We start from the raw sequence: 22251 nt of genomic DNA, 5'->3' as shown, positions 1-22251 counted from the left end.
GAACGGCAGACGCTCAGATATCCAGCACGTCCGTTTCGGCGAATTCGGCGCGTTCCTGGATGAAGCGGAAGCGCGCCTCGGGCTTGGTGCCCATCAGCGCGTCGATCGCATCCTTGGTCGCCGCCTCGGCATCGATCACGTCGACCCTGAGCAGCGTGCGCTTCCTCGGATCCATGGTGGTCTCCTTGAGCTGCGCTGCCATCATCTCGCCCAGCCCCTTGAAGCGGCCGATCTCGACCTTGGCGCGCCCGGTGAATTCGGTGCGCAGAAGTTCGTCCTTGTGCGCGTCGTCGCGGGCATAGGCGACCTTGCCGCCCTGGCGGATCGAATAGAGTGGCGGCACCGCCAGATAGAGATGGCCGCCGCGGACCAGGTTCGGCATTTCCTGATAAAAGAAGGTGATCAGCAGCGACGCGATGTGGGCGCCGTCGACGTCTGCGTCGGTCATGATGATGACGCGGTCGTAGCGCAAATCCTCGTCGCGATATTTCGACCGCGTGCCGCAGCCCAGCGCCTGGACCAGGTCGGAGATCTGCTGGTTGGCGGCAAGCTTGTCGTTGCCGGCGCTGGCGACGTTGAGGATCTTGCCGCGCAACGGCAGCACCGCCTGGCTGGCGCGGTCGCGCGCCTGCTTGGCCGAGCCGCCTGCCGAGTCGCCTTCGACGATGAAGAGTTCGGCGCCGGCGGCGGCATTCTGCGTGCAGTCGGCGAGCTTGCCGGGCAGGCGCAGCTTGCGCACCGCGCTCTTGCGCGACACTTCCTTTTCCTGGCGGCGGCGTACCCGCTCGTCGGCGCGTGCGATCACCCATTCGAGCAGTTTTGAGGCTTCCTGCGGATTGTCGGCGAGCCAATGGTCGAACGGGTCGCGGATGGCGGTCTCGACGATGCGCACCGCCTCGATCGTCGCCAGCCTGTCCTTGGTCTGGCCGACGAATTCGGGTTCGCGGATGAACACCGACAGCATGCCCGCTGCCGAGATCATCACGTCTTCCGAGGTGACGATCGACGCGCGCTTGTTGCCGATGAGATCGGCATAGGCGCGAAGCCCGCGGGTCAGCACGTTGCGGAAGCCGGCCTCATGCGTGCCGCCTTCGGCGGTCGGAATGGTGTTGCAGTAGGAGTTGATGAAGCCGTCGCCGCCGAACCAGGTCACCGCCCATTCGAGCGAGCCATGGCCGCCTTGCTTGTCGCTCTTGCCGGCAAAGATTTCGCGCGTGACCTGGAATTCGTCGCCGAGCGATGCCTTGAGGTAGTCCTTGAGGCCACCCGGGAAATGGAACTCGGCCTTGGCCGGCGTCTGGTCCTTTTCCTTGATCAGCGAGGGATCGCAACTCCAGCGGATCTCGACGCCGCCGAACAGATACGCCTTCGAGCGCGTCATGCGGTAAAGCCGCGCCGGTTCGAACGCCGCACCCTTGCCGAAGATCTGCTCGTCGGGATGGAAACGGATTTTCGTGCCGCGCCGGTTGTGCACCTCGCCGAGCTGCTCCAGGCCGGTCACCGGAATGCCGCGCGAGAATTTCTGCCGGTAGAGCTGCCGTCCGCGCGCGACCTCGACTTCGAGATGATCGGACAGCGCATTGACCACGGAGACGCCGACGCCATGCAGGCCGCCGGAAGTTTCATAGACCTTGGAGTCGAACTTGCCGCCCGAATGCAGCGTCGTCATGATGACTTCGAGCGCCGGCTTCTTGAATTTGGGGTGCGGGTCGACCGGAATGCCGCGGCCATTGTCGGTAACCGAGAGATAGCCGTCGGCGGAGAGTTCGACGTCGATGAAGGTCGCGTGGCCGGCAACCGCCTCGTCCATCGAATTGTCGATGACTTCGGCAAACAGATGGTGCATCGCCTTGTCGTCGGTGCCGCCAATATACATGCCCGGCCGGCGCCGCACCGGCTCCAGCCCTTCCAGCACCTCGATGTCGGCGGCGCTGTAGCTCTCGCTGCCGTCGCGCGAGGCGGCCGGACGTTTCGCCGCCTGCACCAGCGGATCGGCAGGCCGCGCCGGTGCGGGAGCCGGTGGCGGCTGCTTGTCGAGGGTGCCGAAAAGATCGTTATTGTCGTCCATGCTCGCCATAAATTCCGGTGCTGCGAATCACCCTGCGATACTGCCACGCTTTTGGCGGGCGAACGAGGTTCCTGTTCCGTTCAGGGATCAAAGTGTCTCTTATTCCAAAACCATTCGATAACCAAGCCGGCGGAAATAGGTCGGCGCGCGCATTGCGGCGTTCCTGATTCTTTAACAATGACGCCTAGCGTAAGCGTCAACGAACAAAAGACCACGGGCGTCAGGGGTTTAGCGTGAGGGGCAAGGCCATAACCATGATCGGCATCGCCGCCGTTTTCGGCGCGATCTCGATCTTCGCTGCGGATTTCTGGGTCAAGAGCCAGGCGAAGGCCGATTCCGAGGAAAAAACGGCGTCGATCGTGGCGCCCGCTGCACCCAAGGTCGAGTTCAAGACCATCGTGGTGGCGAACGCCCCGTTGCGCTACGGTATGCAGCTCGAGCGGGCTCAGCTCAGCGAAATCCCGTGGCCGCAGGATTCCCTGCCGCAAGGCGCCTTCACGACCATCGGATCGCTGCTTGACGAAGGCAGCCGCGTGGTGCTGTCGCCGATCGAGATCAACGAGCCGGTGCTGCTCACCAAGCTGTCCGGGCCGAATGGCCGCGCGACGTTGTCCAACATGCTGTCGCCCGGTATGCGGGCAGTGACCATCCGCATCGACGAGATCGCTGGTGTCGGCGGCTTCGTGACACCGGGCGACCGGGTCGACGTCGTTTTGACGCGCGATGCCGGCGAAATCCAGGAAGTGGCCAAGAACGCGCAGGGTGCTGCCGGTTCGACCATCACATCCGAAATCGTGGTGTCCGATGCCAAGGTGCTGAGCGTCGGCCAGGGCGCCGACGAGCGGCAGACCGCCCCGCAGGTCGCCAATTCCGTGACCCTCGAGGTGACGACCGACGGGGCGCAGAAAGTGGCGCTGGCCCGCACCGTAGGCACCTTGTCGCTGTCGCTTCGCTCGGCCAGCGAAGACGGCGCCGGCAAGGATGGCCTGACCACCATATCGTCCTTCGGCGGGTCGGTCGCAGCCAACGTCCAGGCAGCTGCAGGGTCGCTGTTCAATGCGGCCACCAAGGAACCGGAGAAGCCGAAGTTCAAGACGATCATCGTAACGCGCGGCACGCAGGCCGAGGAATACAAGGTTCCTTCTAAGGACCTGAAACAATAACCGGTGGGGACCGGACGGGGACAGACAATGTTTGGGCTGAACATCTATCGCTTGACGAAGGGGCTGCACCTCGCACGCGCGCTCGCCGCGGCGGCCTCGCTGGCCGCTTCCGGAGTGCTTGGCCTCGGTGGGCCGGCTATGGCCAACAACGACGTCGTCTATGTCTCGGCGACCAAGAACACCTCGATCAAGGTGGCCAAGGGCAAGCCGAAGACGATCATGACAAGTGCGGCCTTCTACCAGATCGTCATCGGCGATCCGGAGATCGCCAACGTCAATCCGCTGACCGACAAGTCCTTCTACGTGCTGGGCAACAATCTCGGCACCACCGGCATCGCCCTGTTCGACGAGAACAAGCATCTGGTCGGCACCATCGACATCGAGGTGACTTTGGACACCGACCAGTTGGCGAACACCATTCGCGCCAGCGTGCCGGACGCCAACATCAAGGTCGGTTCGGCCAACGGCCGGGTGGTGCTGTCGGGCGAGGCCGATGACGCGGTTGCCGCCGAGAAGGCAAACAAGATCGCCACCCGCTTTTCCGGCAATGAGGAAGTGATCAACTCGGTCAACATCTCCTCGTCGCAGCAGGTCCAGCTCAATGTCCGCTTCGTCGAGATCAACCGTCAGGCCGGCCAGGATCTCGGCGCCAAATACAGCGCCAACTTCGCCTACGGTATCGGCGGGCGCGAGGTCACCCTTGAGCCTGGCGAGATACCGGGGGCGGGGACCGGCGAAGTCATCGGTCGGCTGTTGTCGAACGGCGTGTCGATCGACATCGCCATCAAGGCGCTGGAACAGCGCGGTCTCGCCCGCCGGCTGGCCGAGCCGAACCTGATCGCCCGTTCGGGTCAGACCGCGAGTTTCCTCGCCGGCGGCGAGTTCCCGATCCCGGTTTCCGAAGAAGACGGCAAGATCAGCGTCAGCTACAAGAAATACGGCGTCAGCCTGGATTTCACGCCGACCGTGCTGAAGGACGGGCTGGTGGCCCTCGACATCGCGCCGGAAGTGTCCTCGATCGATGCCTCGGCGTCCTACAATATCGGCGATATCTCGGTGCCGGGCTTCATCGTGCGCCGGGCCAGGACGTCGGTCGATCTTAAAAACGGCCAGAGCTTCATGATCGCCGGCCTGCTGCAGTCGCAGAACGATATCACCACCTCGCGCCTTCCTGGCCTCGGCAAGCTGCCGGTGCTTGGGCCGCTGTTCTCGTCGAAGTCCTATCAGCGGCGCGAGACCGATCTGGTGATCATCGTCACGCCCTACCTGGTCAAACCGGTCGATCCGTCGAAGAAGCTCGTCGAGCCGACCGACGGCACGCAGCCGGCCAGCAACGCCGATTACTTCCTGAACAACACCGAGGAAGTGAAGGCCTCCGACCCGAACCGCGCCCTGGCGATGGCCGACGGCCGCGTCGCGCAGCCTGCCGCGGCCACCACGGCCGGCCATTTCCTCGACCTGCCGAAGGATTGAAGCCATGCGTCTGGCCCCAGGATTGTTGCTTGCCCTGTCGCTTGCCGGCCTCTCCAGCGGCTGCACCAGCGACGACTATGTGCGCAGCGAAGGCGTGACGCCGGCCGCGGGCAACGCGCAGGCATCCAATACCGTCATGCAGATGGTCGATCCGTGGAAATACGGCGTCCAAAACACCAGGCTTCTGGTGCCGGCCCAGCGCGACACTCCCGCGAGCGGCGGCGCCGACCCGGCAGCCAGCGCGACGACGGCACCGACGTCCACAACCAATTGATTTTGATTTGTTATTGACCTGACGGGCTGACGACATGGCAAGCGGCATCAAGACCAAGAAGATCCTGCTCGTATCCACCGACAGGACGTTCCTGCAGGACACGCGCACGGCGTTCGCCGCGTCGGAAGTCATCGAGCTTTCGACGGTCGACAAGAATGTCACCGAGCTTCGCGGCGAGGTTCAGGAAGCCGATTTCGGCGCTCTTATCGTCGACATGGATGCGGCGAAGCTCGAGGAGATCGAGTCGCTGCAGCGCATCATGCGCCGGCTCGAGGGCCGTGTTCCGGTCGTCGTCGTCACGCAGGAGTTCAACGCCGCGGCGGTGCGCATCCTGGTGCAGCTCAAGGTCGCCGACTTCCTGGTCAAGCCGATCACCACCGCCGACCTGGTGCGCTCCGTCATCCGCGCGCTGCAAGGTCCGGGGCGGGAGGAGAACACCGAATCGCAGATCTATACTTTCATGCCGGCCGCGGGCGGCGTCGGCACCACGACACTGGCGCTGCAGACCGCCTTCCAGCTACATCATTCGGTGACGCGGGGCGCCTCGACCTGCGTGGTCGACCTGAATTTCCAGCAAGGCGCCTGCGCCGAATATCTCGACCTCGAACCGCGTTTCGACATCACCGAGATCGAGAACCAGCCAGAGCGCCTCGACCGGCAACTGCTCGATGTGATGCTGTCCAAGCATGCGAGCGGGCTCTGCGTGCTGGCGGCGCCGACACGCCCGTCTGAAATGCGCTCCTTCAAGACCGATGTCGTGGTGCGCATGCTGGACCTCGTCTCGGCCTATTTCGACAATGTCGTGATCGACATGCCGCGCACCTGGTTTCCGTGGACGGAAACGGTGCTGCTCGGCTCCAACAAGCTCTACATCGTCGCCGAAATGACGGTGCCGTGCCTGCGTCACACACAGAGGCTCATCCAGGCGGTCTACGAGACGGCCGGCAAGGAAGTGAAGCCGAACGTCATCGTCAACCGCTTCGAGCAGAAGATGTTCGACAACGGCATCAAGCATGCGGATGTGCAGGAAATCCTCGGCGAGCATTTCGTCGGCGGCATCTCGAACAATTACCGGCTGGTGCGCGAGGCGGTCGATCGCGGCGTGCCGCTGCACGAGATCGACCCGAACGCCAATGTCGTCAACGATCTGAAGAAGATCATCCTGCCGGAAGAAGCGGTCGCGACGCCCGAGAAATCGCGCTCGCTGTTCGGTCTCGGCAAGGGATTGCTCAAGAGGAAGGTCGGATGACCAGCCGCTTTTCCACCCTGCAGAACCGCGACGCGCGCCCGCTGAGGGCGCCCGAGACCGCGCCGGTCACCCAGCACGCCGTGGTCATTCCGACGACCCGCAAGCCTGTCGCGCCAAAGCCGGAGGCCACACCGGCCAAGAGTGGCAACAAAGTGGGCGACGCGCGCGTTCGTATCCACCGGATGTTGCTCGAGGAGATCAACCTGGTCGCGCTGGAGCGGCTGCCAAAGGACGAGATGCGCCGCCAGGTGCATGAATTCGTCTCCGAAAAGGCCCGCCAGGAGCGGATGGCGATCAACACTGTCGAGCTTGAAGCGCTGGTCGACGACATCGTCGACGAGATGGTCGGCCTCGGTCCGCTGGAGCCGCTGCTGAAGGATCCCGAGATCAACGACATCCTGATCAACGGCCACCAGAACTGCTTCGTCGAAAAACGCGGCAAGCTGCAGCAGGTGCACATCCCATTCAAGGATGAGGCGCATCTGCTTAGAATCATTAACAAAATCGTCGCCGCCGTCGGCCGCCGCGTCGATGAATCTCAGCCCATGGTCGATGCGCGCATGCTCGATGGCTCGCGCTTCAACGCAGCCATCCGGCCTGTCGGCGTCGACGGACCGCTGGTGTCGATCAGAAAGTTCTCGAAGAACAAGCTTGGCCTGCACAGACTGGTCGAGTTCGGCGCCATCACCCAGAACATGGCCGAAGTGCTGGCGGCGGCGGTGCACGCCCGCAAGACCACCATCATCTCGGGCGGCACCGGCACCGGCAAGACGACCATGCTGAATGCGCTGTCGGCCTTCATCCCCGAAGACGAGCGGCTGATCACCATCGAGGACGCGGCCGAACTTCAGCTGCAACAGCCGCATGTGGCGCGCATGGAAACACGCCCTGCCAACATCGAAGGCCATGGCGAACTGAAACAGCGCGACCTGGTCAAGAACGCGCTGCGCATGCGCCCCGACCGCGTCATCCTCGGCGAGTGCCGCGGCGAGGAAGCTTTCGACATGTTGCAGGCGATGAACACCGGCCATGAAGGCTCGATGGCGACCATCCACGCCAATACGCCGCGCGACGCCATCTCGCGCCTGGAGCAGATGCTGGGCATGACCGGCATGCCGATGACGGTGCAGTCGATCCGCAGCCAGATCGCCAGCGCCATCGACATCATCGTCCAGCTGACGCGCCTGTCCGATGGCAAGCGCAAGGTGACCAGCGTCGCCGAGGTGACCGGCATGGAAGGCGATGTCATCCAGATGCAGGAGATATTCCGCTTCGTGCGCACCGGCATGGAGGCCGACGGCAAGATCCTCGGCCACTACGAGGCGACCGGCATCCGTCCGCGCTTTCTCGAGGATTTGCGCGCCATGGGCATCGAGTTTCCCGGACGCTATTTCGAGCCCGGCCGGCCGCAGGAGTAGCAGGTGTTCGAGGGCTTCAGCGCGATCTACGTCGTCTATGCCGCGGCCGCGCTCACCGGCATCATGATCGCTGAGGCCTGCTATCTGCTCTATGCCGGCCGCAGCGACAAGCGCACGGCGATCAACCGGCGCATGAAGCTGCAGGAAAACAAGATCAGCCAGGAGCAGGTGCTGATCCAGCTGCGCAAGGAGCGCGGTCTCGAGGCCGGAGCGTCGCGGTTCTCGCTCGACCAGTTCCGTGCGCTGCGCACCCAGTCCGGCATGGTCATGCCGTTGCCCAAATTCCTGACGATCACCTCCGGCGTGGCGTTTGCGCTGGCGCTGGTTGCCATCTGGTATGGCCTGCCGCTGCTGATGGGCCTGCTGCTTTTCGTCGTGCTGCTGCCTGTCCTGCCGGTGATGGTGATGCGCTCCCAGCGCAATCGCCGGCTGAAGCGGTTCGGCATGCAGTTGCCGGAGGCTCTGGAGCTGATCACGCGCGGCCTGAAGGCCGGCCACCCCGTGCCGGTGGCCATCGCGATGGTGTCGCGCGAAATGCCGGACCCGATCGGTACCGAATTCGGAGTCATCGCCGACGAGGTGACCTATGGCTCGGACCTGGTTTCGGCGCTGAACGCGCTGTTCGACCGCGTCGGCCACGAGGATCTGCCGCTGTTCGTCACCGCCGTGTCGATCCAGACCAGTTCGGGCGGCAATCTGCGCGAAATCCTGGATGGGCTGTCGATGACGATCCGCGACCGCGGCAAGCTGCGCCGCAAGGTGCGCGCCATTTCGACCGAGGGCCGCATGTCGGCCTACATCCTGACGGCGGTGCCGGCGCTGCTGTTCGCCGCCATCATGGTGCTGATGCCGCAGTTCTATCAAGATGTGTGGGGCGAAGCGAAGACCTGGTATCTGCTCGGTGGCTCGATCTCCTGGCTGATGCTTGGCAACCTCATCATGTTCAAGATGTCGAACTTCAAATTCTGACATGCAAAACGTCATCGAATTCCTCGCCTCGCTAGCGCCGACCTCGCTGATGCCGGTGGCGCTGCTGTTGCTTGTGCTGGGCGGCGGCGCGGTGGCGTGGCCGCTGGTCGCCGCGCAAGGCGACCGCAACGACGTCAAGCGCCGGCTGAAGGTGGAGGACGGCCAGGCGGTCGAGCGAACCGAAGCAGCGCCCAGGAAGAACCCCAGCGTGGTGCGCGAGAAGGCGGTCAAGCGAGCGCAGGAATTCTACGCCAAGAGCGATCCGGAAAACGTCGCGCGGCTGCGCATGAAACTCATCCAGGCCGGCTACATGGAGCCGCGCGCGGTGGGCACGTTCTTCCTTGTCCGCTTTGCCGCCTTTGTCGGCGCCGCCATCGGTGCGTTTCTGATCAACCAGTGGATGGCCAGCGCCGATGCGACCATGACCAGCCGCTGGAGCTTCGTCATCCTGTCGGGAGCGGCCGGCTATTTCCTGCCGGGCCTGGTGCTGAGCCAGAAGGTGCGCGAAAAGATGCGCGAGTACCGCAACGGCTTTCCCGACTTCATGGACCTGATGATCGTCTGCTCCGATGCCGGCATGAGCATGGAGGCCGGCATCGAACGGGTTTCGAAAGAACTTGCCAAGACCTATCCGTCGCTCAGCCATAATCTGCAGATGGTGTCGCTGGAGTTGAGGGCCGGCCGCAGCCTCGACGACGCGCTGAAGGCGCTCGCCGATCGCCTCAGCCTGGACGAGGTGCGTTCCTTCGCCACGCTGCTGCAGCAGTCCAAGGAGCTTGGCACCAGCCTGTCGGGGGCGCTACGCGTGTTTTCCGACGAAATGCGCCACAAGCGCATGTCGCTCGCCGAGGAGAAGGCGCATGCCTTGCCGGCCAAGATGTCGGTCCCGGTGACGGTCTGCATCTTGCCGGTGGTGCTGATGATCGCCATCATTCCGATCATCGTCAAAATGACGGCGAATTAGGATCTCGTTTTTTGCGACAAATGCGATCCTTGCTCGAAACCAAATTTTAGGCGCGTTTCGGCACCGAAGGTTAAGCGCCTTCCTGTACGGTGCTTCCTGAAGAACGACCCGGCAAATCGGGCGATTGGGGCAGGGCATGCGTCACAGAACTCTCACGGCAATGGCCGCGATGGCAGCCGTCTTGATGATATCCGGTTGCACGTCGAGCAACGTCGACACGACCAAGACCACCGCCATCCAGCCAACGGCAAAGGACGTCAGCGCGTCCGACCTGGACCAGGGCAAGGCGCAGTTCCGCGAGGCGAATTACGGCCTCGCCGAAAAGCACTTCCGCAAGGCCGTCGAGCTGAAGGCCGACAATGCCGAGGCATGGATGGGGTTGGCCGCTTCCTATGATGAACTCGGCCGCTTCGACTTTGCCGACCGCGCCTACGACCAGCTTTTGAAGGTTGCCGGCCGCAAGCCGCAGATCGTCAACAATATGGGCTATTCGCAGCTGCTGCGCGGCAACAAGAAGAAGGCGAGGGTGCTGCTTCTGGAGGCCAAGGCCCACATGGCCGACCAGACGGTGGTCGACGCCAATTTGGCGCTGCTGGCCAAGAGTTGATCCCTTCCGTCTCGCATCCGTAGCGTGCAGCGGTCGCCGGGACAGGACATCAGTTCTTTGTAAACCCTGTCCGCAGGTTGGGCGGGAAACCTTGCCGAAAGCAGTATCTGCGGGCTGCCGCTGGCTTATGATGCAGTGCAACCAAGGATCGCAAAGGCTGCCGCTCACCTATGTTGGATTTCAGTTCGCTCCTGCTCGCGGCGGCGCTGTCGGGTACGTGTCTCAGCATCACCCTGCTCGCAATCTGGTTCACCACGCCGATGGCGCGGTTTGTCCTGACGGTGGCCTGCGGCATGCTCGTCCTTGTGGCGCATGTGGTGCTGTTCTGGCAGTACGGCAGAGATCCGGGCCCCTGGCTGTGCCAGGCCGTGCTTGCGCTGCTCAGCCTGGGCTTTCTGATCATCTGCCTGTCTGCCATGCAGTATCTCGGCGTTCGTCACTATCGCAGCGTTGTGCTTCCGACCGTTGCGGCGATGGCCGTCTGCGCGGCTGTCACCTATTTCGGCCTCGATGGCGTCGGCTTCATCCTCACTTACGTTGCCGTGACGGCGCTGCTGACAGTGACCGGGGTGCTGTTCTGGATCCAGGGCGGTCATGATCGCCGGATTCTGCTGGTCGTTTCTTTCCTGAGCGGCACCTGCGCCCTTTCCTTCGGACTTTGTGCCGCGATGCTGGTCGTCAAGGGACAATGGGTGCTCGGCGTGGCGCCCGACAACTGGGCCGAACGATTGAATTCCGTCGTGGCGGTCGCATGCATGACCGGTCTCGGCGCCTTGACGCTCTCGCTGCACCATCTGCAAGCGCAGATCGAACTGAAGGCCGAGACCCTCACCGATCCGCTGACCGGGCTGATGAACCGGCGGGCGCTGATGTCGCTCTATGGCGAGCGCGCCTTCGGCCCGTTCATGTCCGTGGTCATGTTCGACCTCGATCATTTCAAGCGGACGAACGACGTGTTCGGCCATCCGGTCGGCGACAAGGTCCTGTGCCGCTTCGCCGCGGTCATCCGCAAGTATGGCAGGACCGGCGTCGACGCCTTTCGGCTGGGCGGCGAGGAGTTCGCGCTGGTCATGTCGCGCATGACGGAAGAAAAGGCCTACGACTTTGCAAGCAAGATCGGCGTAGCCTTCGGCGCCGAGGTCGTGCCGACCCCGCGCGGCCCCTTGCGCAGCACCGTCAGTGGCGGCATCGGTTTCGGCGAGGTCGGCGGCCGCAGCCTCGAGGACGTGCTGGCCGAGGCCGACAGAGCGCTCTACGCGGCCAAGAACGCCGGGCGAAACCGCGTGCTTGTCCTGGACAGAGCGAGCAAGGCCGACGGGTCGGCCTTGCGTTCCGCCTGACCCGTCGCCCGAATTACTCGGCGGCGCCCAGATATTCCGACAACGGCGGGCAGGAGCAGACCAGGTTGCGGTCGCCGGCGACATTGTCGATGCGCGACACCGGCGGCCAGTATTTTGCCGCGCTGTCGGCATCACCCGCCGGATAGGCGGCCTCCAGGCGCGAATAAGGATGCGACCACTCGACGGCCAGCGCTTCCGCCGCGGTGTGCGGTGCATTGACCAGCGGATTGTCGGCAAGCGGCCATTCGCCCTTCGCCACCTTGGCTGCCTCACCAGCAATCGCGATCATCGCCTCGCAGAAGCGGTCGAGCTCGCGCTTGGGCTCGGATTCGGTCGGCTCGACCATCAGTGTGCCGGCGACCGGGAACGACATGGTCGGCGCATGGAAGCCATAGTCGATCAGCCGCTTGGCGATATCGTCGACGCTGATGCCGGCGCTCTCCTTGAGCACGCGGGTGTCGAGGATGCACTCATGCGCGATGCGATCGTGCCTGCCCTTGTAGAGCAGCGGGAAGTGCGGCGCGAGCCGCGTCGCCACGTAGTTGGCCGAGATGATGGCGGTTTCCGTAGCCTGCTTCAGGCCGGAAGCGCCCATCATGCGGATGTACATCCAGGTGATCGGCAGGATCGAAGCGCTGCCGAAGGGTGCGGCCGCCACGGCATGCGCCGAGCCCTCGGTGACATGACCCGGCAGATAGGGCTGCAGATGGGCCTTGACGCCGATCGGGCCGACGCCCGGACCGCCGCCACCATGCGGGATGCAGAAGGTCTTGTGCAGGTTCATGTGGCAGACGTCGGCGCCGATATCGCCGGGGCGGGCGAGGCCGACCAGGGCGTTGAGGTTGGCGCCGTCGAAATAGACCTGGCCGCCATGCTCATGGATGAGGGCGCAGAGATGGCGCGCGCCTTCCTCGTAGACGCCATGCGTCGAGGGATAGGTGAACATCAGCGCCGCGAGATTCTTGGAATGCTCATTGGCCTTGGCCCGCATATCGTCCATGTCGATATTGCCGTCCTCTGAGCAGCGCACCACCACAACGCTCATGCCCGCCATCGCCGCACTGGCCGGATTGGTGCCATGCGCGGAGGACGGGATCAGGCAGATGGTGCGATGGCCCTCGCCGCGCGAGCGGTGATAGGCGCGGATGGCAAGCAATCCGGCATACTCACCCTGGCTGCCGGCATTGGGCTGCAGGCTGACCGCGTCGAAACCGGTGATCTCCGACAGCCAGCCTTCCAGTTCGCCGACCATCGCGCGGTAGCCAGCCGAATGACTGGCCGGGGCGAAGGGATGCAAATTGGCGACGCTCGGCCAGCTCACCGGCATCATCTCGGCGGCGGCATTGAGCTTCATCGTGCAGGATCCCAGCGGGATCATGGCGCGGTCGAGCGCCAGGTCCTTGTCGGCCAACCGGCGCAGGAAGCGCATCATCTCGGTTTCCGAGTGGTTGTCGTGGAAGACCGGCTGGCTGAGGAATTCCTTGCCGCGCGGTTTTCCGGGCAGGGTGCCGGCACCGGCCGCGCCGGCCTTGGCGCCGAACAGCGCGGCAATCGCCTCCAGATCGGTCTCGGTCGAGGTCTCGTCGAAGCTGATGCCGACATGGTCGGCATCGATGGCGCGCAGCAGCCGGCCGGTTTTTTCGGCGGCGGCGACAATCGCCTTGGCCTTGCCTTTCACTTCAACTGTAACGGTATCGAAGCGGTTTGCACCAAGCACCGAAACGCCTGATGCCTCGAGGCCGGCAGCCAGGCGGCTGGCGAGCGTATGGACGCGTTCAGCAATCGCCTGCAGGCCGGCGGGGCCGTGCCAGATGGCATAGGCCGTCGCCATATTGGCGAGCAGCGCCTGCGCCGTGCAGATGTTGGAGGTCGCCTTGTCGCGGCGGATATGCTGTTCGCGCGTCTGCAAGGCGAGCCGATAGCCGGGGCGGCCCTTGCTGTCGGTCGATTGGCCAACGAGGCGGCCGGGCATCAGCCGGGTCAATTTTCCGGAGACGGCGCAATAGGCGGCGTGCGGGCCGCCAAAGCCCATCGGCACGCCAAAACGCTGCATCGGACCGACGGCGATGTCGGCGCCGAGCTTCGCCGGCGCGTCGGTAAGCGTCAGACCGAGCGGATCGGCGATGAAGATGACCAGCGCACCAAGGGCGCGGGCTTTTTCGATCGCTGCCTTATGGTCGCCATAGACGCCGTACGTGTCCGGCCAGGAGACGAGCAGGGCAGCGGTATTGTCGTCGATCGTCTCGCCGTCGACTTCGGTGTCGAGCGGCTCGGCACGGGTGCGCACGACATCCAGCGTCTGCGGATGCGGCGTGCCGGCAAGCGCCACCTTGGTGCGCTTGTCGCGATGATGGCGCAGCGCAATGCCGACGGCCTCGGCGACGGCGGTTGCCTCATCGAGCAGCGAGGCCGATGCTACCGGCAGGCCGGTCAGCTCGGCGACCAGGGTCTGGAAGTTGAACAGCATTTCCAGCCGGCCCTGGCTGATCTCGGCCTGGTAGGGCGTGTAGGCCGTATACCAGGCCGGATTCTCGAACAAATTGCGCTGGATGACCGGCGGCACGTGGACGCCGTGATAGCCGGCGCCGATGAAGCTCTTCAGCACCGTGTTCTTTGCCATGGTCGCCGACAATTCGGCCAGCGCTTCAGCTTCGCTGGCCGGCGCGGGCAGGGTCAGCGGCAAGTCGAGGCGGATCGATCTCGGCACGGCCTGGCTGATCAGCGTCTCGACGGAGGGAACGCCGATAGTGGCCAGCATCGCTCGAACATCGTTGAGGCCGGGGCCGATATGGCGGGCGGAAAAGGGGTAGGGTGCTGCGCTCATTGTCTTGATCCTGCTGTCAGCCGATATGGGCCTTGTAGCCCGCCTCATCCAGAAGGCCTTCGAGCTGACCTTCATTGGCGAGCCGCATCTTCCACAGCCAGCCGTCGCCGGTCGCGGCCGAGTTGACCAGCGACGGGTCCGACGACAACGAAGAGTTGGCGTCGGTGATCTCGCCATCGACGGGCGCGTAGACGTCCGAGGCCGCCTTGACGGATTCGACCACGACCGCCGTATCGCCCTTGCTCAGTTTCTTGCCGATTTCGGGGAGTTCGACGAAGACGAGATCGCCGAGCTGCTCCTGCGCGTAGTCGGTGATGCCGACGGTGGCGATGCCGCCTTCGACGCGGAGCCATTCGTGGTCTTCGGTGAAATAGGTCTTTGCCATCAGGACTTATCCTTTGCGGTAGCGATGAGGTGTGAAGGGCAGGGGATTGATTTCGATCGGGATTTTCGTCCCGCGCACATCGGCGAAGAGTTTTGTGCCGGGCTTGGCCAGAGCAGTCTGGACATAGCCCATGGCGACCGGATGGCCGGCCGACGGGCCGAAGCCGCCCGAAGTGACGTGGCCGGCCGGATTGCCGTCGGCGTCGAACAGGGCCGCTCCCGCGCGCACCGGCTGGCGGCCTTCCGGCTTCAGGCCGACGCGTTTTTGCGCCGCGCCGCGCTCAAGGATTGCGCGCAGCGCGTCGGCGCCGATAAACGAACCCGAGGCGCGAACATCCTTGGGGACCGCCCACATCAGCCCGGCGCTGGCCGGATCGATCTCCGGCGTGATGTCCTGGCCGTGCAGGCAGAGCCCGGCCTCCAGCCGCAGGCTGTCGCGCGCGGCTAGGCCGATCCAGAGCACGCGCTCGTCTTCGAGCAGTTTCGCAACCAGATTCCGCGCGTCCGCTTCGGGCAGGCCGATCTCGAAGCCGTCTTCGCCGGTATAGCCGGAGCGGCTCATGAACCAGTCTTGCCTGGGCTCGATGCCGTGCATGAACAGCAACGAACCGGTCTCGATGCCGGCGCGGGCAAGGGCTGCCCAGGCCTCGGGCCCCTGGATGGCCAGGAAGACGCGGTCGAGCGCGTCCACCTTTGCGTCGAAATCCTCGGCCAGCGCGCGCAGGTGTTTTTCGTCGGTGACGGCATTGCCGGCATTGGCGACGACCATGAAGCGCTCGTCGCCGAGGCGGGTGACGATGAGGTCGTCGATGATGCCGGCGGCCTCATTGAGGAAGAAGGTGTATTTGGACTGGGAGATATCAAGCGCACCGGCATCCAGCGGGCAGGCGCGGTTGAGAAGTGCCGCGGCAGCGGAACCGCTGACCTCGAACAGCTTCATGTGCGAGATGTCGAACAGTCCGGCATGCTCGCGGGTGTGGAGATGCTCCTTCATGACGCCGGCCGGATAGGTGAGCGGCATCGACCAGCCGGCGAACGCGCCAAAGCGCGCGCCTGCGGCCGTGTGCAGATCCTTGAGAGGCAGGTGTTTGGTGTCTTCGCCCGTCATGTCTTCTCCAGAGTCGCACGCAATCGGCCGCTGATGGCGACCAGTCCGTGCCCCTCTGTCTGAAGCCTGAGAGACTCGCGCCCCGTAACTCTGTCGGCAGCGCTTACACCTTCGGCGCGGGGGCAAGCCCCGACTTTCCAGAGTGTCTTTCCCGTCTACGGTTCTTTTGCCTGAGAGATTTCGGGCGATTTCCCCTTCGGCGGCAGCTCTCGCTGCTCTCTCCCGCAAACAGGTAGGACTCAAACCGTGAGCCCTCGACTCGCCATCCATAGCCCGTGAACGACACCTTGTCACCTGCCAGCGACATCTAAAGCGCGTCGCGCTGAAACGGATTCAGGCGATGCGCCTTAGATCTTTGTTTTGATGCATGTCGTTCTCCCAAAACCGCGGCACACTTTTGGGCGACATGCATTGGCCAACAAGTCTTCGCTAACCACGCCGTTTGCCGGATTCTCAAGACACTGCTGATATGCTGGTCGATATGGTGGCTTGCGACCGGCGGCTGCCGGCGCGGACGGGGACAAGAAAATGGGCGAACTGATCATGAGCGCACCGGCGGCAGGACTGACCTCGAAGAACCGCATCACGGCCGAGGACGTGACGATGCTGCGCCGCGAGGTATTCGGCGACGGCGTGGTGAGCCGCGGCGAGGCCGAGGCGCTGTTCGCGCTCGACGCGACGGCTCGCGACAAGTGCCAGGAATGGCCTGAATTCTTCGTCGAGGCGATCACCGACTACATCGTCCACCAGGAAAAGCCGGCGGGCTACATCTCTGAGGGCAATGCCGATTGGCTGGTCCAGACGATCTCGCGCGACAGCATGGTCGACAGCCGCACCGAACTCGAACTTCTGGTGCATGTGCTGGAAAAGGCGAAATCCTCGCCGAGCAAGCTTTGCGCCTACGCGCTGGAACAGGTCGGCCATGCGGTGATCGACGGCAAGGGTCCGCTGATGCTCGGCGGTGATCTGGTCCCCGGCCTTATCGCCAAGGGCGAGGTCGATCTGTTGCGCCGCATCCTTTATGCCTATGGCGGCGACGGCAACATCGCCATCACCCGCGCCGAGGCCGAGGTGCTGTTCAAGATCAACGAGCGGACCGCGGCGGCCAGCAACGACCCGTCCTGGAACGATCTGTTCGTCAAGGCGATCGCCAATTTTGTCATGTGCTCGGCCGGTTACGAGGCGCCGACGCGCGAGGTGGCGCTGCGCCGCGATAGCTTCTTCGAACAGTCGGATGCCGAAATCGGCGGCTTCTTCGGCCGCATGGTGTCAGGCGGTCTTGCCGGCATCATGGAAGCCTATCGTGCGCCGGATGATATCGAGACCGAGTGGGAAGCGAAGAACCGGGCAGCGGAAGCGCTGGCCCGCCGCGCCGAGACGATCGACGCCGGCGAAGCGAAATGGCTGGCCGAGCGAATCGGCGGGGGCCGGCCGCTACGCGAGAACGAGCGCGCGCTGCTGACGCTGATCAAGCACGCTTCGCCGGAAATCCACCCGGCGCTGAAACCGCTGCTCGACAAAGTGGCTTAGACGTCAAATCATTGATCGGAAACGGTCGACGGCTTCAAATCCCGGCGTACCAGTCGTAGCCATTGTCCTCCCAATAGCCGCCGCGGCCGCCGCCGATCGCGGCGAAACTGTCGACCAGCTCGATCTTGTAGAGGTATTTCGGCATCTTGTAGCCGAGTTGTCGTTCGACGCGGACGCGCAGCGGCGCACCGTTCTCGACCGGCAGCGGCTTGCCGTTCAGACCATAGGCCAGGATCGTCTGCGGATGGCGGGCATCGATCAGGTCGATGGTGCCGTAATATTTGATATCGCCGGCCAGACTCCGGTCGATCGTGTCCAGGCAATGGAACATGACGTAACGCGCCTGCGGCTTGACCATCGCCTGGTCGAGCACCAGCGACAGCGGCGTGCCGGTCCATTTGGCTATGCAGCTCCAGCCTTCGACGCAGTCGTGGCGGGTGATCTGGGTGCGGCTCGGCATGTTCTGAAGCTGCTCGCGGGTCAGCGACAGCGGCTTTTCGACGAGGCCTGAGACTTCCAGCCGCCAGTCGGCGAAATTGTTGGCGAGCAGGCCCTTGTAGGTGTCGTCGTCGGGCGCGGTGACGCCGTTCGGCCGCTGCGGCTGGCGGATGTCGGCCTCGGTGAATTCCTGGGCCAGCGCGTCGTGGCCGGCGAGCCAGCGTTGCGCGCGATATGTCAGGCCGTTGGCGCCTTCGAGGAAACTGCGCAAGCCGTCACCGACGCCGAGCTGGCTGTCGAAAGCATCGCAGCCCGACAGCATGATGCCGGACATGCCGAGGCTGGCCGAGGTGAGGAACTTGCGGCGGCTGATCTCGAACTTCGCCATGTCAGGCGCTCCTCTCGGACGTGTTGTCGCCATGTGCCGGCGGGTCGGTGCGGTACCAGCCGGTGATGATCGAGCGCAGCTCATTGATCGGGCCGGCAGCGAGGATCATCAGCATATGGATGATGAAGAAGCCGACCAGCAGCACCATGACCGCGAAATGGATGGTGCGCGCCGTCTGCCGGCCGGCGAGCAGATCGTTGAGGAACGGCAGCACCGAATTCATGCTCGGCGACATGGCAAGGCCGGTGATGATCATCAGCGGCAGCAGCACGAACAGAACTCCGCCATAGGCCATCTTCTGCAGCGTGTTGTATTCGCGCGTGTGGTGGAACTTCAGTTTGGCGTGGTCGACGATGTCACGCGGCAACCGCTTGAGGTCATCGATGCGCGGGGCGAGATCGCGGCGCAGATGGCCGTTGATAAGGCTGGCGACGAGCCACACGAGCAAGGTCGTGCTCAAAATCCAGGCGAAGAAGAAATGCACCACGCGGGCGGTGCCCAGGTCGTAGTAGGACGGGATCGTCGCCCAGGACGGGAAGCCGCGCGAGGTTTCCTGGCCCGCCGGCCCCGACCAGCCAAGCACGCCCGTGGTGTCGAAACGTTTGCCGAAGATCTCGGTGTAGCCGCGCGTGCCGGTGGCGGTGTTTTCGGCGCCAATGGCGAAGACGGTGTTGTTGTAGTCGAACCCGGACTCCTTGCCGATGTAGAGCTGGGGGCGGGCGTTGAAGATCTGCAGGCCGGAAAGCAGCATGAAGAACAGCGAGATCGCCCACAGCCAGTGCGTCAGCCGCGTCCAGCTCGACTGCCGGTAGATCAGCGTCGCATCCTTCGGCGCGGCATCCGCCTCGACGGTTGGTTGGCTCCTGGCAACGGTTTCCATCGTCTTTTGTACTCCCGTCCGCGCGTCCCGTCGCGGCCTCTCAGATGTTCGTTCTCCTCCCAATACGTCGCCGGCCCAAGCGATGTTTCACACGATCACGTTTTTATTACGGGCTGCCGAGGTTGACGGCGAGATTGACCGCGGCGGCGACGATGATGGTGTTGAAGAAGAACGACAGGATCGAATGGAGAAGCACGATGCGCCGCATCTGTGTGGTCGAGACTTCGGTATCGGAGGTCTGCGAGGTCATGCCGACAGTGGTCGAGAAATAGAGGAAATCCCAGCCGTCCGGCCGCTCCTTGCCGGTGAATTCGAGGCCGCCGACGGGCTTTTTCTGTTTCGATTTGCTGCCGGTCTCCTCGTCGTCCATCCAATAAACATGCGCATAGTGTAGCGCTGTCATGGCATGGATGGTGAACCAGCCGAGCGGGATCGACAGCAGTGCGAAGGTGAGTTGGAGCGAATCCGCGCTGTCCTTTTGGTTGATCAGCTGGAACAGCGAGACGATGGCGACGCCGACGACAATCAGCGTGACGGCGAAGATGACCAGCACCGGCTGGTCGGTGGCGCGCGCGTTCTTGCTCAGATAGGTGCCGGTAAGCAGCGGCATCTGGGCGACGACGAGAGTGATATAGGTGCCGAAAAACGCGTTGGCGCCCATCGAATAGGCGAGCGGTGCACGCAAGAAAAGCGCGATGACCAACGCTGCCAAGCCAATGCAAGCAGATATCGCGAACTGCTTGTGCCGGTGCAAGGGCGTCTTGATGGGCATGTCGGTCGTCATATTTCAATCCGGTGTGGCGGATTTGAGCGCCCGCCGCAAGATGCGGTCGAGTTCGCCGAGGAAACGCGATCGGTCCTGCGGCATGAAACCGGCATTGTAGCCCTTGCTTTCGCCGGTCTCGCGCAGGTGCTGTTTGAGGTCGCGCATCGCCACCGCCATGCCGATCGTCTCCGGGGTGAACGGGCGTCCGGTCGGGCCGAGCACATGGGCGCGGAGCGCCACCGCGCGGGCGGCGAGCGGGATGTCGGCCGTCACCACGACATCGTTGGGCTTGGCATTGTCGACGATCCAGTCGTCGGCTGCGTCTGCGCCCTTGGAGACGACGACATTGCGGACCATCGGATCGCGCGACGGGCGCAAGCCGCCATTGGAAACGAAGGTGGTGACGACGCCATGGCGTCCGGCGACCTTTTCGACCTCGGCTTTCACCGGGCAGGCGTCGGCGTCGACGTAGATGGCGGGTGCGGGCATTGTCTCTCCAAAACGAGCATGGGGCCGGAGACTTGTCCGGCCCCATGCCTGAAATCGAACAAATGTCAGGCCGGCAATGCGCCCGACTTCTTCGCGGTCCAGGTGGCGATATAGTCCATCAGGCCCGGATTGAGGCAGTCATAGGGCTCGAGGCCGATTGACTTCAACTGCGCGCGGATACCGTCCATGCGGCTCGGATCGACACCGGATTCGATGATCGAGGAGACGAAGGCGGTGAAGCCCGGCGGCGACCAGCCGTCCTCCTCGAAGCGTTCGGGATGGATGAAGCTCAGGCCCTTGAAGGGATGATCGCGTTCGACCGGACCGTGCATGTGGACGCCGCAGCCGGTGCAGGCGTGACGCTGGATCAGCGCGCTCGGATCGACCACTTTCAGCTTGTCGCCGTTCTCGACGACGGTGACGTCGCCGGTGCCAGCCACGGCAACGACCGAGAAGATCGCGCCATCAGGCTTCCAGCACTTGGTGCAGCCGCAGGCGTGGTTATGGGCGATCTGGCCCTTGACCTTCACCTTCACCGGCTTGCTGGTGCAGGCGCAGACCAGTGTGCCGCCGGCAAAGCTTGCGCTTTCCCTGGGTAGGCCATTGTCGATTTTCGGATGCAGTTTTTCCGACATTTATTCCTCCCTTGTTGAACCCTGTGCAACGTCAGTCGCTGGCCCTTCGGTCGGCGGCTTTCTTCTCCTCAGTAAATCACCACGCTCCTGATCGACTTGCCCTCATGCATGAGGTCAAAGCCCTTGTTGATGTCTTCGAGCTTCAGCGTGTGGGTGATCATCGGGTCGATCTGGATCTTGCCGTCCATGTACCAGTCGACGATCCTCGGCACGTCGGTGCGGCCGCGCGCGCCACCGAAGGCGGTGCCCATCCAGGTGCGCCCGGTGACCAGCTGGAACGGCCGCGTCGAGATCTCCTGGCCGGCGCCGGCGACGCCGATGACGACCGACTTGCCCCAGCCGCGATGCGAGGCTTCCAGCGCCTGGCGCATCACCTTGGTGCTGCCGGTGCAGTCGAAGGTGTAGTCGGCGCCGCCGATCTGGTCGGCGCCGCGCTTGGTCATGTTGACCAAATGCGGGACGATGTCGCCGTCGACCTCCTTCGGATTGACGAAATGCGTCATGCCGAACTTCTCGCCCCAGGGCTTCTTGTCGTTGTTCAAGTCGACGCCGATGATCATGTCGGCGCCGGCAAGTTTCAGGCCCTGGATGACGTTGAGGCCAATGCCGCCGAGGCCGAAGACGACGGCCGTCGCACCTTGCTCGACCTTGGCCGTGTTGATCACCGCCCCGATGCCGGTGGTGACGCCACAGCCGATGTAGCAGATCTTGTCGAAGGGGGCGTCGGGATTGACCTTGGCCAGCGCGATCTCGGGCAGCACGGTGAAGTTGGAGAAGGTCGAGCAGCCCATATAGTGGAAGAGCTTGTCCTTGCCGATCGAGAAGCGCGACGAGCCGTCCGGCATCAGGCCTTGCCCCTGGGTGGCGCGGATCGCGGTGCACAGATTGGTTTTTCTCGACAGGCAGGACGGGCACTGCCGGCATTCGGGCGTATAGAGCGGGATGACATGGTCGCCCTTCTTGACCGAGGTGACGCCCTTGCCGACATCGACGACGATTCCGGCGCCTTCATGGCCGAGAATCGCCGGGAAGAGACCCTCGGGATCGGCGCCTGACAGCGTGAACTCATCGGTGTGACAGATGCCGGTCGCCTTGATCTCGACCAGCACTTCGCCATCGCGCGGACCGTCGAGGTCAACTTCCATGATCTCCAGCGGCTTTCCGGCGGCGACAGCGACAGCGGCGCGGGTTTTCATCAGGCAGTTCCTCCCAAGGCAATCGACAGAAATTTCAGGTTGTGGCCGACTTGTTGAGCCTGCCCGGCGAGGCGAAATGCCCGCCAGC

At 63.8% G+C, this 22251-nt stretch carries 20 protein-coding genes and 1 riboswitch; of the genes, 10 read left to right on the top strand and 10 right to left on the bottom strand.

All coding sequences use genetic code 11. The features are described from left to right. Positions 1–13 precede the first annotated feature (13 nt). Positions 14–2068 carry a DNA topoisomerase IV subunit B gene (gene parE / locus DH08_RS01970; RefSeq protein ID WP_192177637.1) on the bottom strand — a complete coding sequence of 685 codons (2055 nt, stop codon included), beginning with the start codon at positions 2066–2068 and terminating at the stop codon, positions 14–16. A 233-nt stretch (positions 2069–2301) separates the two neighbouring features. On the opposite strand from parE, the gene cpaB reads away from it, so the two are divergent. From cpaB to DH08_RS01925, 9 genes are all read left to right on the top strand, one after another. Beyond that, positions 2302–3231 (top strand): Flp pilus assembly protein CpaB, encoded by a 930-nt coding sequence (gene cpaB / locus DH08_RS01965; protein WP_345892335.1) that lies wholly within the window; start codon positions 2302–2304, stop codon positions 3229–3231. A gap of 27 nt (positions 3232–3258) precedes the next feature. Continuing rightward, complete coding sequence (locus DH08_RS01960; RefSeq protein ID WP_192177636.1) at positions 3259–4704, top strand: type II and III secretion system protein family protein; 1446 nt, start codon at positions 3259–3261, stop codon at positions 4702–4704. Positions 4705–4708: 4 nt separating this feature from the next. Then, the gene (locus DH08_RS01955) at positions 4709–4978 is read left to right on the top strand and encodes a hypothetical protein (RefSeq protein WP_192177635.1); all 270 of its coding nucleotides are present in this window, start codon (positions 4709–4711) and stop codon (positions 4976–4978) included. Positions 4979–5012: 34 nt separating this feature from the next. Beyond that, entirely contained in the window at positions 5013–6227 is a 1215-nt protein-coding gene (locus DH08_RS01950; protein WP_192177634.1) for a CpaE/TadZ family protein, read from the top strand. Next, a complete protein-coding gene (locus tag DH08_RS01945; protein WP_006201615.1) occupies positions 6224–7645 on the top strand; it encodes a TadA family conjugal transfer-associated ATPase in 1422 nt (473 codons plus the stop codon). The genes DH08_RS01950 and DH08_RS01945 overlap by 4 nt, the downstream gene beginning before the upstream one ends. 3 nt (positions 7646–7648) lie before the next feature. Then, positions 7649–8614 carry a type II secretion system F family protein gene (locus tag DH08_RS37040; RefSeq protein WP_192177633.1) on the top strand — a complete coding sequence of 322 codons (966 nt, stop codon included), beginning with the start codon at positions 7649–7651 and terminating at the stop codon, positions 8612–8614. A gap of 1 nt (position 8615) precedes the next feature. Beyond that, positions 8616–9578: a type II secretion system F family protein gene (locus tag DH08_RS01935; RefSeq protein WP_192177632.1), complete on the top strand. Its 963-nt coding sequence runs from the start codon at positions 8616–8618 to the stop codon at positions 9576–9578. A gap of 136 nt (positions 9579–9714) precedes the next feature. After that, complete coding sequence (locus tag DH08_RS01930) at positions 9715–10185, top strand: tetratricopeptide repeat protein (RefSeq protein ID WP_192177631.1); 471 nt, start codon at positions 9715–9717, stop codon at positions 10183–10185. 170 nt (positions 10186–10355) lie between these two features. Then, positions 10356–11525 (top strand): GGDEF domain-containing protein, encoded by a 1170-nt coding sequence (locus DH08_RS01925; protein WP_192177630.1) that lies wholly within the window; start codon positions 10356–10358, stop codon positions 11523–11525. A gap of 13 nt (positions 11526–11538) precedes the next feature. On the opposite strand, the gene gcvP is transcribed toward DH08_RS01925, so the two are convergent. Genes gcvP through gcvT form a run of 3 tightly spaced genes read right to left on the bottom strand, consistent with a single transcriptional unit; the run spans position 11539 to position 15841 of the window. Beyond that, complete coding sequence (gcvP, locus tag DH08_RS01920) at positions 11539–14349, bottom strand: aminomethyl-transferring glycine dehydrogenase (protein ID WP_192177629.1); 2811 nt, start codon at positions 14347–14349, stop codon at positions 11539–11541. Positions 14350–14365: 16 nt separating this feature from the next. Beyond that, positions 14366–14734, bottom strand: a complete 369-nt coding sequence (gene gcvH / locus DH08_RS01915; protein ID WP_192177628.1) for a glycine cleavage system protein GcvH — start codon at positions 14732–14734, stop codon at positions 14366–14368. A gap of 6 nt (positions 14735–14740) precedes the next feature. Continuing rightward, positions 14741–15841, bottom strand: coding sequence for a glycine cleavage system aminomethyltransferase GcvT (gcvT, locus tag DH08_RS01910; RefSeq protein WP_192177627.1), 1101 nt, complete (start codon positions 15839–15841; stop codon positions 14741–14743). 148 nt (positions 15842–15989) lie between these two features. Next, positions 15990–16076: riboswitch (glycine riboswitch) on the bottom strand. A 293-nt stretch (positions 16077–16369) separates the two neighbouring features. Here gcvT and DH08_RS01905 point away from each other — a divergent pair. Beyond that, complete coding sequence (locus DH08_RS01905; protein ID WP_192177626.1) at positions 16370–17371, top strand: hypothetical protein; 1002 nt, start codon at positions 16370–16372, stop codon at positions 17369–17371. A 34-nt stretch (positions 17372–17405) separates the two neighbouring features. Here DH08_RS01905 and DH08_RS01900 read toward each other — a convergent pair whose 3' ends face one another. The 6 genes from DH08_RS01900 to DH08_RS01875 all read right to left on the bottom strand — a co-directional run bounded on the left by DH08_RS01900 (position 17406) and on the right by DH08_RS01875 (position 22163). Next, positions 17406–18197 (bottom strand): molybdopterin-binding protein, encoded by a 792-nt coding sequence (locus tag DH08_RS01900; protein WP_192177625.1) that lies wholly within the window; start codon positions 18195–18197, stop codon positions 17406–17408. A gap of 1 nt (position 18198) precedes the next feature. Next, positions 18199–19077, bottom strand: a complete 879-nt coding sequence (locus DH08_RS01895; protein WP_192177624.1) for a cytochrome b/b6 domain-containing protein — start codon at positions 19075–19077, stop codon at positions 18199–18201. A 106-nt stretch (positions 19078–19183) separates the two neighbouring features. Next, positions 19184–19861 carry a DUF1345 domain-containing protein gene (locus DH08_RS01890; protein ID WP_192177623.1) on the bottom strand — a complete coding sequence of 226 codons (678 nt, stop codon included), beginning with the start codon at positions 19859–19861 and terminating at the stop codon, positions 19184–19186. Between the two features lie 3 nt (positions 19862–19864). Beyond that, positions 19865–20332, bottom strand: coding sequence for a YaiI/YqxD family protein (locus DH08_RS01885; RefSeq protein ID WP_192177622.1), 468 nt, complete (start codon positions 20330–20332; stop codon positions 19865–19867). Positions 20333–20397: 65 nt separating this feature from the next. After that, the gene (gene gfa, locus DH08_RS01880) at positions 20398–20967 is read right to left on the bottom strand and encodes an S-(hydroxymethyl)glutathione synthase (protein WP_192177621.1); all 570 of its coding nucleotides are present in this window, start codon (positions 20965–20967) and stop codon (positions 20398–20400) included. A gap of 68 nt (positions 20968–21035) precedes the next feature. Next, positions 21036–22163: an S-(hydroxymethyl)glutathione dehydrogenase/class III alcohol dehydrogenase gene (locus DH08_RS01875; protein WP_192177620.1), complete on the bottom strand. Its 1128-nt coding sequence runs from the start codon at positions 22161–22163 to the stop codon at positions 21036–21038. Between the last annotated feature and the right edge of the window lie 88 nt (positions 22164–22251).

Source organism: Mesorhizobium amorphae, assembly GCF_014843845.1.
GTDB classification, from domain to species: domain Bacteria; phylum Pseudomonadota; class Alphaproteobacteria; order Rhizobiales; family Rhizobiaceae; genus Mesorhizobium; species Mesorhizobium amorphae_A.
Note: the sequence above shows the minus strand (reverse complement) of the source record. Positions and strands in the feature narration are given on the sequence as shown.

Excerpts from the sequence above, each read along its gene's own strand:
- parE (WP_192177637.1), bottom strand. The coding sequence starts at position 2,068 with ATGGACGACAATAACGATCTTTTCGGCACCCTCGACAAGCAGCCGCCA.
- gcvH (WP_192177628.1), bottom strand. The coding sequence starts at position 14,734 with ATGGCAAAGACCTATTTCACCGAAGACCACGAATGGCTCCGCGTCGAA.
- DH08_RS01895 (WP_192177624.1), bottom strand. The coding sequence starts at position 19,077 with ATGGAAACCGTTGCCAGGAGCCAACCAACCGTCGAGGCGGATGCCGCG.
- DH08_RS01955 (WP_192177635.1), top strand. The coding sequence starts at position 4,709 with ATGCGTCTGGCCCCAGGATTGTTGCTTGCCCTGTCGCTTGCCGGCCTC.
- DH08_RS01935 (WP_192177632.1), top strand. The coding sequence starts at position 8,616 with ATGCAAAACGTCATCGAATTCCTCGCCTCGCTAGCGCCGACCTCGCTG.
- DH08_RS01950 (WP_192177634.1), top strand. The coding sequence starts at position 5,013 with ATGGCAAGCGGCATCAAGACCAAGAAGATCCTGCTCGTATCCACCGAC.
- DH08_RS01905 (WP_192177626.1), top strand. The coding sequence starts at position 16,370 with ATGGGCGAACTGATCATGAGCGCACCGGCGGCAGGACTGACCTCGAAG.
- DH08_RS01885 (WP_192177622.1), bottom strand. The coding sequence starts at position 20,332 with ATGCCCGCACCCGCCATCTACGTCGACGCCGACGCCTGCCCGGTGAAA.
- DH08_RS01945 (WP_006201615.1), top strand. The coding sequence starts at position 6,224 with ATGACCAGCCGCTTTTCCACCCTGCAGAACCGCGACGCGCGCCCGCTG.
- gcvT (WP_192177627.1), bottom strand. The coding sequence starts at position 15,841 with ATGACGGGCGAAGACACCAAACACCTGCCTCTCAAGGATCTGCACACG.
- gfa (WP_192177621.1), bottom strand. The coding sequence starts at position 20,967 with ATGTCGGAAAAACTGCATCCGAAAATCGACAATGGCCTACCCAGGGAA.
- gcvP (WP_192177629.1), bottom strand. The coding sequence starts at position 14,349 with ATGAGCGCAGCACCCTACCCCTTTTCCGCCCGCCATATCGGCCCCGGC.
- DH08_RS01960 (WP_192177636.1), top strand. The coding sequence starts at position 3,259 with ATGTTTGGGCTGAACATCTATCGCTTGACGAAGGGGCTGCACCTCGCA.
- DH08_RS01875 (WP_192177620.1), bottom strand. The coding sequence starts at position 22,163 with ATGAAAACCCGCGCCGCTGTCGCTGTCGCCGCCGGAAAGCCGCTGGAG.
- DH08_RS01930 (WP_192177631.1), top strand. The coding sequence starts at position 9,715 with ATGCGTCACAGAACTCTCACGGCAATGGCCGCGATGGCAGCCGTCTTG.
- DH08_RS01890 (WP_192177623.1), bottom strand. The coding sequence starts at position 19,861 with ATGACGACCGACATGCCCATCAAGACGCCCTTGCACCGGCACAAGCAG.
- DH08_RS01900 (WP_192177625.1), bottom strand. The coding sequence starts at position 18,197 with ATGGCGAAGTTCGAGATCAGCCGCCGCAAGTTCCTCACCTCGGCCAGC.
- DH08_RS01925 (WP_192177630.1), top strand. The coding sequence starts at position 10,356 with ATGTTGGATTTCAGTTCGCTCCTGCTCGCGGCGGCGCTGTCGGGTACG.